The sequence below is a fragment of the Sphingobium sp. JAI105 genome (assembly GCF_015752145.1).
GTDB lineage: Bacteria > Pseudomonadota > Alphaproteobacteria > Sphingomonadales > Sphingomonadaceae > Sphingobium > Sphingobium xenophagum.
On sequence record NZ_JADOUC010000002.1, the window covers coordinates 121,819 to 137,589 of the forward strand.

15 protein-coding genes and 1 pseudogene are annotated in these 15,771 nt (G+C 61.5%); 3 read left to right on the plus strand and 13 right to left on the minus strand.

The annotated features are described in order from the left end of the window. Positions 1-17 precede the first annotated feature (17 nt). Positions 18-716 (minus strand): pirin family protein, encoded by a 699-nt coding sequence (locus IWY39_RS18035; RefSeq protein ID WP_107125258.1) that lies wholly within the window; start codon positions 714-716, stop codon positions 18-20. A 115-nt stretch (positions 717-831) separates the two neighbouring features. Between IWY39_RS18035 and IWY39_RS18040 the strand changes: the two genes are divergently transcribed. Together IWY39_RS18040 and IWY39_RS18045 are read left to right on the plus strand one after the other, a co-directional pair. Beyond that, complete coding sequence (locus tag IWY39_RS18040; RefSeq protein WP_107125257.1) at positions 832-1,761, plus strand: LysR family transcriptional regulator; 930 nt, start codon at positions 832-834, stop codon at positions 1,759-1,761. Then, complete coding sequence (locus IWY39_RS18045; RefSeq protein ID WP_229380667.1) at positions 1,754-2,356, plus strand: TMEM175 family protein; 603 nt, start codon at positions 1,754-1,756, stop codon at positions 2,354-2,356. Before IWY39_RS18040 ends, IWY39_RS18045 begins: the two co-directional genes overlap by 8 nt. Here IWY39_RS18045 and IWY39_RS18050 read toward each other — a convergent pair. The 7 genes and pseudogenes from IWY39_RS18050 to IWY39_RS18080 all read right to left on the minus strand — a co-directional run bounded on the left by IWY39_RS18050 (position 2,353) and on the right by IWY39_RS18080 (position 8,782). Beyond that, positions 2,353-3,054, minus strand: a complete 702-nt coding sequence (locus tag IWY39_RS18050) for a YoaK family protein (protein ID WP_107125255.1) — start codon at positions 3,052-3,054, stop codon at positions 2,353-2,355. The genes IWY39_RS18045 and IWY39_RS18050 overlap by 4 nt on opposite strands. Positions 3,055-3,159: 105 nt before the next feature. After that, positions 3,160-4,472 (minus strand): annotated as a pseudogene (locus IWY39_RS18055) (alginate export family protein). A gap of 28 nt (positions 4,473-4,500) precedes the next feature. Next, positions 4,501-4,926, minus strand: a complete 426-nt coding sequence (locus IWY39_RS18060; protein ID WP_107125254.1) for a DoxX family protein — start codon at positions 4,924-4,926, stop codon at positions 4,501-4,503. Positions 4,927-5,027: 101 nt separating this feature from the next. After that, positions 5,028-6,953, minus strand: coding sequence for an amidohydrolase (locus IWY39_RS18065; protein ID WP_107125253.1), 1,926 nt, complete (start codon positions 6,951-6,953; stop codon positions 5,028-5,030). Beyond that, entirely contained in the window at positions 6,950-7,198 is a 249-nt protein-coding gene (locus IWY39_RS18070) for a DUF1427 family protein (RefSeq protein WP_107125252.1), read from the minus strand. Before IWY39_RS18070 ends, IWY39_RS18065 begins: the two co-directional genes overlap by 4 nt. A 22-nt stretch (positions 7,199-7,220) precedes the next feature. Further along, positions 7,221-8,060, minus strand: a complete 840-nt coding sequence (locus tag IWY39_RS18075; protein WP_107125285.1) for an alpha/beta fold hydrolase — start codon at positions 8,058-8,060, stop codon at positions 7,221-7,223. 65 nt (positions 8,061-8,125) lie between these two features. Beyond that, positions 8,126-8,782, minus strand: coding sequence for an isochorismatase family protein (locus IWY39_RS18080; protein WP_107125251.1), 657 nt, complete (start codon positions 8,780-8,782; stop codon positions 8,126-8,128). Positions 8,783-9,030: 248 nt separating this feature from the next. Between IWY39_RS18080 and IWY39_RS18085 the strand changes: the two genes are divergently transcribed. After that, the gene (locus IWY39_RS18085) at positions 9,031-9,663 is read left to right on the plus strand and encodes a tyrosine-type recombinase/integrase (protein WP_107125250.1); all 633 of its coding nucleotides are present in this window, start codon (positions 9,031-9,033) and stop codon (positions 9,661-9,663) included. Between the two features lie 145 nt (positions 9,664-9,808). Here IWY39_RS18085 and IWY39_RS18090 read toward each other — a convergent pair whose 3' ends face one another. The 5 genes from IWY39_RS18090 to IWY39_RS18110 all read right to left on the minus strand — a co-directional run bounded on the left by IWY39_RS18090 (position 9,809) and on the right by IWY39_RS18110 (position 15,704). Next, the gene (locus IWY39_RS18090; protein WP_331274487.1) at positions 9,809-10,978 is read right to left on the minus strand and encodes a PepSY-associated TM helix domain-containing protein; all 1,170 of its coding nucleotides are present in this window, start codon (positions 10,976-10,978) and stop codon (positions 9,809-9,811) included. 17 nt (positions 10,979-10,995) lie between these two features. Beyond that, entirely contained in the window at positions 10,996-13,107 is a 2,112-nt protein-coding gene (locus IWY39_RS18095; protein ID WP_107126043.1) for a TonB-dependent siderophore receptor, read from the minus strand. 288 nt (positions 13,108-13,395) lie between these two features. Continuing rightward, positions 13,396-13,899 carry a DUF421 domain-containing protein gene (locus IWY39_RS18100; RefSeq protein ID WP_107126042.1) on the minus strand — a complete coding sequence of 168 codons (504 nt, stop codon included), beginning with the start codon at positions 13,897-13,899 and terminating at the stop codon, positions 13,396-13,398. A gap of 36 nt (positions 13,900-13,935) precedes the next feature. After that, positions 13,936-14,397, minus strand: coding sequence for an MgtC/SapB family protein (locus tag IWY39_RS18105; protein ID WP_107126041.1), 462 nt, complete (start codon positions 14,395-14,397; stop codon positions 13,936-13,938). After that, positions 14,397-15,704 (minus strand): DUF2254 domain-containing protein, encoded by a 1,308-nt coding sequence (locus IWY39_RS18110; RefSeq protein WP_229380762.1) that lies wholly within the window; start codon positions 15,702-15,704, stop codon positions 14,397-14,399. The genes IWY39_RS18105 and IWY39_RS18110 overlap by 1 nt, the downstream gene beginning before the upstream one ends. Positions 15,705-15,771: the final 67 nt, after the last annotated feature.

The following is a 15,771-nucleotide window of genomic DNA, read 5'->3' on the forward strand; positions in this document are numbered from 1 at the left end:
CTGACGCCGTCCTTTCATTACGCAGCGTCGACTAGTATGATTTCGCTGTCTTCGATCGCTGTCACGCAGAGCATGTCGAGGTCGCTGATCGCAGCGCCATCGCGGGCGTTGACGCGGACGTCATCGATCATGATCGCGCCGGTGGCGGGCACCAGATAGGCTTTGCGGTCCCGGCCCAGCGGATATTCGGCGCTTTCACCGGCCTTCAATGTCGCCGCGACGATGCGGGCATCGGTGCGGATCGGCAGGGCGTCGTTATCCTTCTCATAGCCTGACGCAAGCGTCACGAAATGGCCAGATCGTTCGTCTTTGGGGAAGGGTTTGGCACCCCAGCTGGGTGCTTCACCAGCGCGGGTGGGGACAATCCAGATCTGGAAGATCCTGGTGGTCACGTCCTCCAGATTATATTCACTATGGCGCACACCGGTGCCCGTGCTCATGACCTGCACGTCACCGGCTTCGGTCCGGCCCTTATTGCCCAGGCTATCCTCATGAGTGATCGCGCCTTCGCGGACATAGGTGATGATTTCCATGTCACGATGGGGGTGCGGGGGAAAGCCGGTCTGGGGCGCAATCGTGTCGTCGTTCCACACGCGCAGATTGCCCCAGTGCATCCGGGCAGGGTCGTGATAACCCGCGAACGAGAAATGATGCTTGGCGTCGAGCCAGCCATGATTGGCACCGCCAAGGCTGTCAAAGGGGCGTAGTTCGATCATGTCGATATCTCCAATATGGGTGGCAACGGCCGCCCTCTTGGAGATGCTTTTATCGCTTGCGTGCCTGCCTGCTCAGAGGGATAAAAGCCGACGAAACGTTCGAGGAAATCGAAAAGTGAACAGGCCAGGCACGCCAACCTTCGACCAACTGCGCATATTTCTGACGATCGTGGATACGGGTAGTTTTGCCGCTGCCGGGCGGCGGCTTAACCGCGCCGTGTCGGTCATCAGCTATGGCATCGCCAATCTGGAGGCGCAGCTTGGCCTGATGCTGTTCGAGCGGGAGGGCACGCGCAAGCCCGTACTGACGGTCGCTGGCCGGGCGTTGCTGGCGGAAGCACGCAGCATATCGCACGGCATGGACGGGCTGCGGGCGAAGGTGAAAGGCTTGCTCGATGGGCTGGAGGCGGAGGTCGATCTTGCCGTCGACGTGATGCTGCCGTCCGAGCGGCTTGGCAAGGTGCTGCGCGCCTTCGCCGCCGAATTCCCGACTGTGCAGTTGCGCCTGCATGTCGAGGCGCTGGGCGCGATTACGGCGATGGTGCTGGACCGGCAGGCGGTCGTCGGCATATCGGGGCCTTTGGCGGCCGGTGTCGAAGGTGTGGAATGCGTCGCGGCTGGGTCCGTGCCGATGGTGCCGGTCGCAGCACCCGATCATCCGCTAGGCCGGATCGAGCGGATACCCCCCGGCGCGGGACGCGAATACACGCAACTGGTGCTGACCGACCGTTCCCGCTTTACCGAGGGACAGGATTATTCAGTGATGAGCCCCAAAACGTGGCGTCTGGCGGATTTGGGTGCCAAGCACGCACTGCTGCGCGAGGGGATTGGTTGGGGCAACATGCCGCTGCCGATGATCGAACCGGACCTGATCGACGGATCGCTGACAAGGCTCGCCATGCCCGATCACACGGGCGGCATGTATCGGTTTGCAGGCGTGTGGCGTCGGGATACGCCGCCGGGGCCAGCCGCTTCCTGGCTGCTCGACCAGTTCGTTGCGCTGGGAGAGAATGACAAAGCGCTGGAGGGTATGGGCGATGTCTGAGCCGCGCAGCGGTGGCGGTATGTCGTCCGGTCGGCTGGAGGCCTTCACCGACGGCGTCGTCGCCATCATCATCACGATCATGGTGCTGGAACTGAAGGTGCCGCGCGATGGCAGTCTGGCCGCGCTGTCAGACAGTCTGCCGATCCTGCTCGCCTATATCCTCTCCTTCATCAATGTCGGACTTTACTGGAACAACCATCACCATCTGCTGCACGCGGCCGACCGGATCGATGGCAAGGTGCTGTGGGCAAATCTGTTCCTGCTGTTCTGGCTCAGCCTCGTTCCCTTCGTCATTCGCTGGCTCGATGCGAGCGGCTTTTCCGCGATGGCCACGGCCTCCTATGGCGTAGTGCTGGCAATGGCGGCGATCGGATACGAAATGACCGAGCGGGCGATCATCGCTTGCAACGGCGCGCAATCGGCGCTGGCGCGCGCGGTGGGGTCGGATCGCAAAGGCAAGATCACGCTCGCCCTTTACGCCGTTGCCGTACCGGCCGCCTTTTTCGCGCGGCCGGTGGCGATTGCGCTCTACATCATCGTCCTGCTACCCTGGCTTGCGCCCGACCGGCGGATCGAGCGCGCTTTGGGCGATTAGGTGGCAGCGCTTTCGCTCGCGGCGGGATGCATCATGCAGGCCAGCGTTCCCGCGAGGACAAGGAAGCCAGCCAGCAGCAGCGGCAGGACGAGGCCGCCATGGGTGACAAGCCACGCGCCGATGGCCGCGCCCAGGAAGATCGCCGTGATGCTGCCGACGCGCCGCGCCCAATTGGGGTTCGCGCCGCCCGCCAGACTGGAATCGGCGGCAAGGCCGGTGATCGTCAGCGTCAGGACTGTGGTCGTCAGGTCTGGGACCTTCAACTGCCGGATGGTCGCGTTGCGAAAGCCCATGGCTAGGCCGGTCAGGGCAATAATCGCAAAGACCTTGTAGCCCGGCGACTGGCTGGCGACATCAAAGCCGACAGCGACACCGGCTGCGATCCACAGTAGCGCCGCTTCCACCAGCGCGGCGACCATCAGCCAGCGGCGCAGCGGCAGTCCGGCATGATGCTTGCCCACGCGCCCGGCCACCAGCGCGCCGATCATGAAGGAAGCGATCGCGGCCAGATAGGGAGCAACGCGGAAGCCTGCCGTGCCCGCCGCAGCGAAGCCCAGGAACACGATATTGCCGGTCATATTGGCGGTGAACACCTTGCCAAGGCCAAGCACCGAAATGGCATCGACAAGGCCGGTGGTGACGGAGAGCAAAAGCAGCAGCCAGGGCAAGGGGGAGACGGTGGGCTTGGACGGGGTCATGGCGGTCTCCTGCAACAGATATTCGGTTGAGAGGGGCGTAACGGACCGGAAGCTGCTGTGTCAGTCGGATAAGGTCGCTCGATATGTTCGATAAATCGGAAAAGATCAGAAGCGGAAATTGCTTTCCAGCCCCAGCATCAGGATCGTGCGCGCTGGGCCGGTCTGCCCGATGAAGGCACCCGGCGCGAAGGCGGAAACCGACGTGGACAATTCCCATTCCGGGCTGGCTTGCCAGGCCAGTGTTGCTTCGGCCTCCTTGCCGATGAAGCGCGCGTCCCTGTCCCCTGCCGCACGGATCAGGTTGCCGGGTATATCGTAAACGCCATCGCCCCGGCTGTAGCGCCAATAGGCCATGGCCGCGACGCTAGCGCACACGCCGCCGCCCAGATCGAAGCCGACACGCGGATTGACGCTGACGATGTTGGTCGGACCGACCGGCGATAGTTCGCCGAAATATTTGCCCTTGGGGAACAGCGCGTTGAAGGTGCCGAGATGACCATCCGCCGGATCGCGGTCGCCGCTGACAATGTTGAAGCGCAGGGTGGCGGCCGGCGAGAGCGGAAGTGTCGGGAAGTCACGACCGATCTCGGTGCCAACCGTCCAGGCGGCAATAGGCTGCCCGTCATATGCACCGAACTGATAGACACCCTCGACATTCCAGCGCCAGTTGCCGCGCTTGCCGTGAGAACGCAGGCCGATGCTGTGCCGACGCTCGTGCCCGCTTGTCCCACCAAAACCGGCTACCCGATTGCGATAGTCCAGATAGTAAACGTCCAATCCAGGGAGCGCGGCATAAGCGCCCCTCAAGGCCTTCTTTCTGGAGGTGGCATCATCGAAACTGGCGAGGCCGGGCTGAACCGGCCTCACCGTCATCAGGCTGATAATCACCCGGCCGATCCGCACATCGGCGCGCGCACCATCGAAGGCGAGCGGGACGTTGGGACCGTAACGTGTGCCCACGATCCTTTCCGTGCCGAGCGAAAGCATCTGCCGTCCGGCCCGCAACGTGACCGGGCCGATCTGCGCCTCCGCAAATCCCTGTAGCAAATCGACGCGGCTCTGGTCGATCGGGCCGGCGGAGGGTCCACGCCGACGGCATAAGCTGCGATCGGCTGAACGAAGGCCCGGAGTTTGCCGACATGCAGGTCGGCATAGGGCATGGCGCGCAGCCAGAGATAGCTGTTGTTCGGCGCATCTGCCCCACCCCATAAATTGTCGCGATAGCTTTCGCTGCGGGCGCGCAGTTCGATGCCAGTGGAGAGCCAGGCATCGCCGCCCAGCGGGATATATTTGAAAGCCTCGGTCCAGCGTCCGTCGCGGTTGGCGGGATCGGCCAGTCTGCCCCAATCCTCCTCATAGCGGGTATTGGTGAGCGTGGGCGGCTGCCACGGTTCTCCGCTTTGCGCGATCGCGGGCATCGCGACGCAGGCCAGCAGGAACAGCAGACTACGCACGCGCACGCCGCCGCCGGGGCGAGAGGATGGCGACCAGCACGAACCCGCCGATCAGCCCCAGATGTTCGAAAAAGGCATTGGTCGCCATGAAGCGATCCTGCCCGTCCATCCCCCAGAAGGCGTTGGCGACCATCGCCGCCAGCAGTGTGAACACGCCCAGCATCCCGGCACCCAGCCACGCTAGCCGATCGGCGAGGATGAGGACTGGGCCGACCAGTTCCACGGCGATCGTTGCGGCGGCGAAGAGTGCTGCGGGTTGCATCCCGAAATGCGCCTGCTCCGCAACCGCGCCCTGCCAGTCGGTGACCTTCATGATGCCGCCGAGCAGATAAGGGCCAGTCAGCGCAAGGCGGGCGAGGAAGGCCGTGCCGGGCCAGTCGAGCATGAAGGCGACGAAGCGGGGATTGTCGAGGGACATGGCAATTCTCCTCCATTCGCGCGGTGTCGATCACCGCGCGTTGACTGGAATGGGTTGGCTTCCTGGCCCCTCCCATTCCGGGGAGGGGCGCGTTCAGGCGTTCATACGGCCCAGCAACCGCAGCCGAGCGATCCCCAGAAGCTCTGGACGTCGGCGGCTGGGAGGTTCGCACCCAATGCGGCGGCATGGTCGTGGCCATGGACATGGCACGACGAGGCGCAACCGCAAGCCGATGCCAGCTTCTGCGCCGTTTCGTCGCGGCGATAATGGCCGCGAAAGGTCGCGACCGGCGACCAGTCGGGCATCGCCTTGGGCGCAACCGGGGCCAACGGGCCAAAATCGCCTTCGCCATAGACGATCTTGCCACCCAGCACGGTCAGGACTGAACGCAGATGCGCAATTTCGTCCTCCGCCACGCTGAAATAATCGTCGGACAGCAGCGCGAGGTCGGCCAGTTGCCCGGTCTTGATCTGCCCCTTCTTGCCCACCTCGTTGGAGAACCATGTGTTGCGTTCCGTCCACAGCCGCAGGGCCGTTTCGCGGTCTAGCCGGTTGCGGACAGGATAGAGGGTAAGGCCGCCGACCGTTTTCGACGTTACCAGCCAGGACAGAGAGACCCATGGATTATAGCTCGCAACGCGGGTTGCGTCGGTGCCGGCGCCCACGAGTACGCCCGCTGCCATCATCTTCCTGATCGGCGGGGTGGCCTCGGCCGCTTTCGCGCCATAGCGTTCGACGAAATATTCGCCCTGGAACGCCATGCGGTGCTGCACCGCGATGCCGCCGCCCAAGACTGCGATCCGGTCGATATTGCGATCGCTGATCGTTTCGGCATGATCGAAGAACCAGTTGAGACCTGCGAGCGGAATATCCTTGTTCACCTTCTCGAACACGTCGAGCGCGCGGGATATCGTCTGGTCATAGGTGGCGTGCAGCCGCCATGGCCAGCGGCGCTCGGCCAGCAGTCGGATGACCGGCTCCAGATCGCCCTCCATCTCCGGGGCCATGTCCGGCCGGGCGACGCGGAAATCCTCGAAATCGGCAGCGGAATAGACCAGCATCTCGCCCGCGCCATTGTGACGATAGCTGTCGTCGCCGTCACCCGGCTTGATCTGCGTCGACCAGCTGGCAAAATCCTTCAGCTCTTCCTTGGGCTTCTGGGTGAAGAGGTTGTAGGCGATGCGCAGGGTAAGTTCGCCATCCTTGTGCAGCTTGTCGATGACTTCATAATCGTCGGGATAATTTTGCGACCCGCCGCCCGCATCGATGACGCTGGTCACGCCAAGTGAATTCAACTCGCGCATGAAATGCCTGGTGCTGTTGAGCTGATAATCCTGCGGCAGCTTCGGACCTTTGGCGAGCGTGGAATAGAGGATCGTCGCATTGGGCTGGGCCAGCAGCAGCGCGGTAGGATTGCCCTGCGCGTCGCGGACGATCTCGCCGCCCGGCGGGTTGGGTGTGTCCTTGGTATAGCCGACGGCGCGCAACGCAGCGGCGTTCAGCAGCGCGCGATCATAGAGGTGGAGAATGAACACCGGCGTGTCGGGCGCGGCGGCGTTGATCTCGGCGATGGTGGGCAGGCGCTTTTCGGCGAACTGATGTTCGGTAAAACCGCCGACGACGCGGACCCACTGGGGCGGTGGGGTATTTTCCGCCTGGCGCTTGAGCATCGCCATCGCCTCGGACAGGCTCGGCACGCCTTCCCAGCGCAGCTCCATATTGTAATTCAAACCGCCGCGGATGACGTGGATGTGGCTGTCGATCAGGCCAGGGATGAGGCGGCGGCCCTTCGCATCGATGACGGTCGCTCCGGCGGCCGCAGCGGCGCGAACCTCTTGCTCGCTCCCCACCGCCAGGAACTTGCCGCCCCTGATGGCGACAGCCTCGGCCATCGGATTTTCGCGGTCGAGGGTCGTGACCTTGGCGTTGATGAGGATGAGGTCGGTCGGGGTCATAGCAAAACTTTCGGTGACAGTGAGGACGGGGAGGCTGGCGGCGCTGGCAAGCGCTTGTCTGCGGGTCATCATGCATCGCGGCTCCGATTGTCGGGCAGATCGCCCAGCACATGACGGGCGCAGTCGGTCGCCACAAAGCGGGTCAGTTCGGGCAGGCTGGCGAGGCGCTTTCCGATCGGGATCAGCTGTTCGCCCAGCAATATCCCTGCCAGTCCGACCAGCGCGATAACCGGCGGAGCGGGAGAACGGACCCCCATCAGGCTATAGACGATGCCGACGATCAGCCCGGCGCCCAGCGCAAGACAATAGGCTTTCATGTCCTTTCTCCCTGGTCTTGGCTCAGGACTGGATGAAGGCGAGGATGTCAGCGTTCAGCACGTCTGCATTCACGGTCAACATGCCATGCGAATAGCCCTGGTAGATTTTGAGCGTTGCGTTCGGCAGGATTTCGGCCTGCAGCACTCCGGCGTTCCGATAAGGCACGACCTGATCGTCATCGCCATGCAGGACCAGCGTCGGCACGGTGATCGCCTTCAGATCATCGGTCTGGTCGGTCTCGGAGAAGGCCTTGATCCCTTCATAATGGGCAAGCGCGCTGCCCATCATCCCCTGACGCCACCAATTGTCGATGATAGCAGGCTTCACGTCTGCGCCTTCGCGGTTGAAGCCGTAGAAGGGACCGGCGGCGACATCGCGGAAGAATTGAGCGCGATTGGCGGCGAGGCCGGCGCGCAGGCCGTCGAACACATCCATCGGCAGGCCGCCGGGATAGCGCTCGGTCTTCAGCATGATCGGGGGCACCGCGCTTACCAGCACTGCCCTGGCGACGCGGCCCTGCGGCAAGCCGTGACGGGCGACATAGGCGGCTACTTCGCCGCCACCGGTCGAATGGCCGATATGGATGGCGTTGCGCAGGTTCAGATGCTGCGCAACTACATCGGCGTCGGCTGCATAATGGGCCATGTCATGGCCGAAATCGACTTGGGCTGAGCGGCCATGCCCGCGGCGATCATGCGCAACGACGCGATAGCCTTTCGACAGGAAGAACAACATTTGCGCGTCCCAGTCGTCCGACGAGAGCGGCCAGCCATGGTGGAACATGATGGGCTGGGCGTCCTTTCTGCCCCAGTCCTTGTAGAAGATGTCGACGCCGTCGGCGGTGGTCACGAAGTTGCTCATGGAAAATTCCTTTGCAGACATTGGGAAAGGGACGGCCCGGATTGGTCCCGGCCGTCCAGACTGGATCAGTATGCTTCGGATGCGTTGAACATCGTCTTGGCATAGGTGATCCCCAGCCCGTAGGCGCCGCCCCACTTCTTCGCGATACCGGTGGTCATGTCATAGGTTTCGGTCCGCGCCCAGTCGCGTTGCAGTTCGAGCAGATACTGGAGCGAGGTCATTGGCTTGGCGCCCAGCTGGATCATCCGCTCGACCGCGCGCTCATGCGCTTCTTCAGAGATATCGCCACAGGCGTCGGCGATGAAATAGACGTCGAAGCCCTGGTCAATGGCCGAAGCGACAGGGCCGACGATGCAGACCGATGTCCACAGGCCTGCGAAGATCAAGCGCTCTTTGCCGATGCGGTTGACCTCGTCGATGACGGCAGCGTCCTCCCACGTATTCATCGACGTGCGATCGAGCAGCGTCTGGCCGGAGAAGGCGTCAGTAATCTCGCTGAACATCGGGCCGGAAAAGCTGTCGACAGCGACGGTGGTCAGGATGGTGGAGACCTTGAAGCCCGCAGCGGCGTTGGCGACCAGCGCGGCGTTGTTGCGCAGCAGTTCGGTGGAGATGGACTTGGTGGCAAAAGCCATTTGCGACTGGAAGTCGATCATGATCAGCGTATGATCATTGCCGGAAATCAGCGACTTGCCGGGGGTCGGTGTGGCGGTGAGGGTCATGACATGTCTCCGTTTTGAAGGGCAGCACCGGGTTGCTCCGGCCGTGGAAGAAGCTTTAAGGCCCGGCATTGCATCGAAACAGTAGGATAAATCTGTCCCTACTTTTCTATTTTACAGAACGATGAAGGCTTGCTTTGCGCCGCTGAACGTATCGACGCCATGCATCTGCCGAGAATCGCATCTGATGCGCAATCAACATGGCTCTCAAACGTTCGTCCGTCGGCCATCCTGGCCATAGGAGAAGTGTCATGGGATTATCGGAATTTGATCCTGCGGCTCGCGAGCGAGTTTCGTGGAATGCTGGACGCAAGGTTGGCGCAAAGCGAGCGCTCAAACCTCGTCAGATTTGGGCAGTACGTTTCTTTCTTGATCAACACCGGCGGCTTCGAGATCGAGCGCTTTTTGAACTGGCTATCGATAGCAAACTGCGCGGTTGCGACCTGGTGAAAATCCGGATCAGCGACATTGTTTGCGATCGAAAAATCCGGACGAGGGCCACTGTCGTCCAGCAAAAGGCCGGTAGGCCTGTCCAGTTTGAGCTGATGGACGATGCTCGCGCCAGCCTCCTCAAATGGCTTGAATTGCGAGGTGGCTCGCTTGAGGACTATGCCTTTCCTAGCCGCACCGACCATGCCGCCCATATAAGCACACGCCAATACGCCCGCCTAGTCGATGAATGGGTCGCGGGAATTGGCTTGCCTAGCGAGGACTACGGCACCCATTCGCTAAGGCGCACGAAGGCATCAATCATCTACAAAGCGACCGGGAACCTTCGTGCTGTTCAGATACTGCTCGGGCATACGAAGATCGAAAGCATGGTCCGATATCTTGGCGTGGATGTGGAGGATGCTCTGACCTTGGCGGAAGGTACGGAAATTTAGCACTGGCTGGCTCTTTGCAAACCGGTAGCCAGCATTAACAAGTAAACGGAGTGGATCGGCATCAGCAGTGATTTAAGGGAAAGCTGTTGGTCCGCTCCTGGATGAGCAAAACCTTTCCTTAAAGGTCAGGGAAGGGTCGCTTCCTTCAACTCGCTCCCCCAATCGCCCCCGGCGTCAGGATCAGGGTGAGGAGAATGAGGGCAACGCCGACATATCCCCAGGCACCCATGCCATGCCAGGCAATCTTCAGGCTGCCGACGTCGGATCGCGACGATCTGGCCAGCCGCATTGCGTAGATCATCGTGCCGGTGACGGCCATCGCCGTCAGCAACGCGCCGAACAGGAACCAGATGACTTTGGTCCACAGGCCACCGAAGGTGCCGAAATGCAGCGGATCGGCCATTTCGGAAATGCGCTGATGCGCGCTTAGCGTGCGTCCGTCCAGCTGCGCAACGACGCGCGACGTCGCGGGATCGACGACCACTGCATTGGCGCGATCGCGCACCAGCCAGGCGGATGACTGGCCCAGGAAGTTTACGCCATTGTCGGGCGTGAAGCAGACTTCCCGAACGTCGAGCGCAGGATCAGCTCTGCGCGCTATGGCAACCAGCCGGTCCAGCGCAACGCCGGTCGGCATGGGACTTGCCTCGACGTCCGGCACTTTGGGCACTCTGGCGTTCCCGCCCAATGTCTCCACCAGATACCATAGGCCCGTCAGCGTGATCAGCGCCACGAACCACAGGCTCCACAAACCCATCAGGCGATGCAGGTCGCCCGTCATCCGCCGCCCATCGCCGCCGCGCGGCGCTCGGAAGAAGCCGCGCCACCATTTCTTGTAGGTGACCATGCCCGACACCAAAGATACCGCCAGCAGGAGGGCCAGCGAACAGACGATCGGTATGCCGATCTTCGTCGGCAGCATCAGGTGGCGATGGGCCTGCCGCAGGAAGCGATGGACATTGGCCCAGCCATGCCGGCCTGTAACCTTTGCTGTCCACGGATCGACATAGACCCGCTCCGGCGCGCCCTTGCCACGACTGACCCAGGCCTCGACCGCGAACCAGGGGTCGATCGGCGCATAGAGCGTCTGTAGCCGGGCGTCGGGCGCGGCGCGGGCCGCCGCCTGCGCCAACGCCCCCCAGGACGCGACGGGTTCAGACCGGGGCGATACCCGCATGGCGGGCGTCGCCAGCCAGTCGATTTCATGCGCGAACACGGCGAAGGTGCCCGTCGCCAGAATGAAGGTCAGCAAGATCGACAGTTTGAGGCCAATCCAGCTATGCACCACCCACCACAGCGATCGGCCCTTTTTCACGCGCAGCTGATCCATGGTCAGAACTGAAAGCGCAGTTCGGCCAGGAATGTCCGCGGCTCGCCGGGAAAGTGCCCGCTCTGCGCAGAAAAGCCCGATGCCGCATAGACTTTGTCGAATATATTATCGACGCGCAGCATCAGTTCGGCAAAGCCAAGCCCCTTGATGATCGATGCGTCAAAGATCGTGTAGGGCTTGACGGTCTGCCCCGACAGGCTGATCCGCTTCGACACATGTTCACCGCCCACCGCAAAGGCGGCGTCGATCGCCGGCACCTGGTAGCGGGTCCAGAAGCCCACTTTATGCTTGGGCGCATTGGCGAAGCGATTGCCGACGGCATTGGTGATCGCCTGGCCCGCAATCGTGCCGGTGATCTTCGTGTCGTTATAGCCATAATTGACCAGCGCCACCCAATTGGCGGTTATGTCGGTCGACAGGTCGATCTCGAACCCCTTGCTCGTCACCTCGCCGATCGGGCGCAACTGGTCCTGGCCGTTGACGGGCGGCAGGCTGGTATCGGCCTGGAGGATATTCTTGCGCACGATGCGGTAGGCCGCCAGATTGGCCTGGAGCCTGCCGTCTAACAGGTCGGTCTTGATGCCGCCTTCGAACTGGTCGCCGGTAACAGGCGCGAAGGGACCACCGACATCGCCATTCTGGCTAGCGGCCGTCTGTGGCTCGAAACTTTGCGACCAGCTCAGATAGACGGACACATCCTTGCGCGGCTTGTAGATCGCGCCGGCGCGGAAGGTGATATCCTCATCCTCATAAGAAGCAGCGTTGACAACCGCGTCCTCGAACTTGTCGTAGCGCACGCCACCGACCAGCATGAAGGCTTCGCTCAGGCTGATCTGGTCCTGCAGATAAGCGCCCTGGCGCTTCGTGCGCGTATCCGTGACGGTGAAGGGCAGCAAAGCGGCCCTCGCGACATCGCGCGCGCTGTTGGTGTAGACAGGATTGCTGAGGCTGAGCGGCGTCACGCCCGCCCGCAGGATACGCGAATTAAGCACGCTCGTTTCGTCATACCAGTCCGCCCCGGTCTGGAATTTATGCTCCATCCCGAGCAGATCGACCCGCGCCGTCAGATTGGCGGAAAAGGACAGGCCATCGACATTGCGGATCTGGTCGCGAAACTCGCGCGCGACCAGATCGTCGCTACCCGCCACCAGTCCGCGCGGCTCATGATATTGCTGCGTCTCGGTCGCTTTGAAATAGCGGACACCTGCGTCGAACGTGACCCGGTCGCTGATCGCGGTCGCATACCGCGCCTGATAGGCCTGCGACTTGAGGTGGAGAAAGTCGGTGGGTTCGTTGGCATTCCAGCGAATATCGGTCAGAAAATTGCCGTCATTATCGGTCAATATGCCGCGCAGACGGTTGGCCTGAAGATCATTGTCATAGACCGTGGCCTGAAGCGTCAGCTTGCCGCCGTCGTTGGTCTTGATGGCAAGGCCGCCATCGCCGATCAGCGATACATTCTTCGTATTGCGCCGATAGGGATTCATCGCCTCGTAAAAGCCGCCGAGGCGGTAAGTGACGATTCCGTCTTTGTCGATCGGGCCGGTCGCTTCAGCCGATATACCGCGACGATCATAATTGCCCGCCGTCGCCACCAGACGCATGGCGCTAGTGTCGCCGGGCACCTTCGACACATAATTGATGATGCCGCCGGGCGAACCGGGACCAAAGAAAAGCCCAGCCGGTCCCTTCAGCACCTCTACCCGTTCGATATTGAACAGCTGCGGCACGGAAAAGCCGATGAACGGATTGCCACGCATCCCGTCGTAGAAGGACTGGTCCTGGCGAAATCCGCGAAAGGTGACCCCTGCATAGCTGAAGAAACTGACGCCAGAAATATTGCGATAGATGTCGGTCGCGTCGCGCGCGCCCTGATCGGCAAACAGATCCTTGTTGATCACCTGCAAGGCCTGCGGAATGTCGAGCGGATCTTCGGCGCTTTTTCCGACGGTGGTGGTTTCTGTGCGGTAGAGGCGCTGGGCGCGGCCGGTTACGATGATCTGATCGCTCTCGGCCGTGCCCACATCCGGCGCCGACGCGGGGGCGTCCTGCGCAGAAGCCACCGACGCGCAGAAGGAAACAGACACAAACAGCGCCGCGCGGAATATGGACAAGATAACCCCCTTATCGGCTTCGCTAATGATAGTGATTCGCGATAGAGAGTTTGAATGGTCAGGGCAAGTCGCCAAACTCTATTCTCGCTGTTCACGATAGCGAGAGACAGACACGGCGCTAAGCTGTCGGCCCGTTAATGAGCGGACCTTCCGCACGCGGGATCGCTCATTTCGACGCTGAACGGCAAAGAAGGGTCGTTTTTTATGGGCAAAGTCTGGGACTTTTCAACCTTTCGCGAAAGTTACGATGAACGACGTGCTTCGCCAGAACCCGCCGTTCGAACGAACTTAGCTTTGTACGGAGTGAAGGGCGGTTAGCTTATCGTCATTGCCGGTGATCACACTCATGCTGCCATCCGTCTCAAGGACGACTGCTGCCACGGCATCGAGACGCCCGTGTCCCGCATTGCGCACCGCCGCATCGACCTCATCGGCAGTCACGCGCTCCTGTGCCATGGCGCTGTGCAAATATTCGCCGTTTCTAAATAATAAGCGGGGTTCGGCGCGGATCAGTCCCCGGAACCAGCGGCTCGATATTGAAACACGCGCGACCATCCATTGCAGTCCAGCAAGCATGCTGAAAGCCAAAACCCCCTCTGCCAGTTTGACGTCCTTGCTGAGAAGCACGGTCGCTAAAGTAGACCCGAGCGCGACGGTTACGACCAGATCGAACGCGTTGAGCTTGGCAAGCGATCTTTTGCCCGCAACTCGCAAGATGATGATAAGAGCGGGATAAGCCAGAAGCGAGACCGTCGCTACGCGGAGCAGCCCATAAAGATCCTCGAAAAACATGATAGGTGAACGTCGCCGGACGCCTTCGGTTTCCCTTTACTCCGCGTCATACTTGCCGGTGAAGGGAGCGCTCACGATCAGTACCATCAGCACTCCGGCGGCCAACACAGCTGCCAGCCACAGCAAGCCGACACCGCATATGAGGCCGATCGCGCCCGCGGCCCATATCGAAGCAGCCGAGCCCGCACCCTTCACATAGCTGTCTTCACGGAACATCGCGCCGGCACCGAGGAAGCCGATGCCTGTGATCACGCCCGAGAACACACGGCTCAGCCCCAGGTCGACATCCGGCCCGGAGGTTCGCGCAGCAAGTTCCATGATGGACAACGAAAGCGAACAAGCAGCTAGAGCAACGATCATGAATGGACGAAAATCAATCGGCTTTCGTCGAAGGAAGCGGTCAAGACCGATCAGCAATGGCAAGAGAACCGACGCGCCGATACGAAGCAGCGCTTCGGCCCAGGAGATATGGATGGGCGAGAAAGTGCCTGCCTCCATCAGCCGATAACCTCTGGGGCGCGATCAGGTTTCCCTGCCGACGATCTTCGATCAACCCAGTGCGCAAGATACGATGCTCGCACGCTTTCCAGATCAGCGCTTGACGTCATCGCGGCCTCGCAGCGGCTCAGCGCATCTGCCGCGCGGACTGCCAGCAAGCCGAACGCCGCCGGCGCTGCGGCAGCGATTTCGGCCAGGGACTTTTGAAGCCTGATGGCTACCTCTACGACTCCTGCGCCATCGCGAGCAATGGGGCGGAATAGGTCATCGAGAAGGTCGGCAATGCTGAGGTCCGGCAGCCGCACGAGATCACGGCCCAACACTTCCGCCGTGCCGCCGCTCAGCAATGCAGTCATTACCCCGACGCCCGACCCCAGAACGGCGATACCTGTTCCCGGGTCGTTCACAGCAGGCGACAATGCCCGTGACGCAATCTCCGATAGCACGACGAGGCCCAGTTGTGGATCGTGATCGAACTGGCGACGATGATACAGGGTAAATGCTGCACGGATGTCATGATCGCAATCCGAATCCTCGTGATCCAGCCGGACGATCTCCCGGCTGGCGGATACGAATGCTCCTGGCATTAAGCGCATCTCGATCGCGCAATCGAGACGGCAGGCAATTTCGTCGAGTGCCTTCATGTCGATATGGGTGACATAGCCGGTTTCATTGGCGAAAACCGCCCGCGTGCGAGCGGTACGGATTGCTGTTCGCGGTACAGCGGCGACTCCAAAACCGGATCGCTCTATCGAAGCCTTTGCCACCTTTTCGACGCGGTCTATCGTGTTGCCAACCTGACCAAAGCTGGAAAGGTGCCCAATCCAGCGCAGTAGCGTGATGATGACGATGACCAGGATCGTGCCGATGAACAAGATGACCCGGCCCGATTTCCCATGAATACCTGTCGATAGCGCGCAGATGCCAACGATGGAGAACAGAAACGCCCCGATGAATGTCGACAGGGCATTTTGCGCAGTCGAATCCTCGACCAAGAGCTGGGTCGCGCGCGGAGTAATGGCGCCACGGGCGGCAGAGTAGGCGGAAACCATAGCTGTAAGCGAAAAGGTCATTACCGCCAGCATCGACGAAGCAAGAATGCCCAGGATGTTGTCGACTGCGTCGGAGCCGATCTTGGTGCTGATGTCATAAGGAATAAAAGGCGCAACGAATGCCGCCAACAATGCCAACGCGACCGAGGATAGAGAGAACAGGGCTGCGCGAAACCATATCCGGCGGAGCAGCAGTCGTGCTACCCAGCGCCAGCGCAAGGCCATCCCCGTGACGTGCGTCGCGACCTCACTCATGGCGCGATGGCCTCACTGCATCCCAGGGGCGTATGCGTTCGGTGATAACAGCGATTTCGGGCAGCTG

What these genes read in the sequence shown, in the direction of transcription:
- IWY39_RS18035 (WP_107125258.1), bottom strand. Translation starts at nt 716, where the DNA reads ATGATCGAACTACGCCCCTTTGACAGCCTTGGCGGTGCCAATCATGGC.
- IWY39_RS18045 (WP_229380667.1), top strand. Translation starts at nt 1,754, where the DNA reads ATGTCTGAGCCGCGCAGCGGTGGCGGTATGTCGTCCGGTCGGCTGGAG.
- IWY39_RS18050 (WP_107125255.1), bottom strand. Translation starts at nt 3,054, where the DNA reads ATGACCCCGTCCAAGCCCACCGTCTCCCCCTTGCCCTGGCTGCTGCTT.
- IWY39_RS18060 (WP_107125254.1), bottom strand. Translation starts at nt 4,926, where the DNA reads ATGTCCCTCGACAATCCCCGCTTCGTCGCCTTCATGCTCGACTGGCCC.
- IWY39_RS18065 (WP_107125253.1), bottom strand. Translation starts at nt 6,953, where the DNA reads ATGATGACCCGCAGACAAGCGCTTGCCAGCGCCGCCAGCCTCCCCGTC.
- IWY39_RS18070 (WP_107125252.1), bottom strand. Translation starts at nt 7,198, where the DNA reads ATGAAAGCCTATTGTCTTGCGCTGGGCGCCGGGCTGATCGTCGGCATC.
- IWY39_RS18075 (WP_107125285.1), bottom strand. Translation starts at nt 8,060, where the DNA reads ATGAGCAACTTCGTGACCACCGCCGACGGCGTCGACATCTTCTACAAG.
- IWY39_RS18080 (WP_107125251.1), bottom strand. Translation starts at nt 8,782, where the DNA reads ATGACCCTCACCGCCACACCGACCCCCGGCAAGTCGCTGATTTCCGGC.
- IWY39_RS18085 (WP_107125250.1), top strand. Translation starts at nt 9,031, where the DNA reads ATGGGATTATCGGAATTTGATCCTGCGGCTCGCGAGCGAGTTTCGTGG.
- IWY39_RS18100 (WP_107126042.1), bottom strand. Translation starts at nt 13,899, where the DNA reads ATGTTTTTCGAGGATCTTTATGGGCTGCTCCGCGTAGCGACGGTCTCG.
- IWY39_RS18105 (WP_107126041.1), bottom strand. Translation starts at nt 14,397, where the DNA reads ATGGAGGCAGGCACTTTCTCGCCCATCCATATCTCCTGGGCCGAAGCG.
- IWY39_RS18110 (WP_229380762.1), bottom strand. Translation starts at nt 15,704, where the DNA reads ATGAGTGAGGTCGCGACGCACGTCACGGGGATGGCCTTGCGCTGGCGC.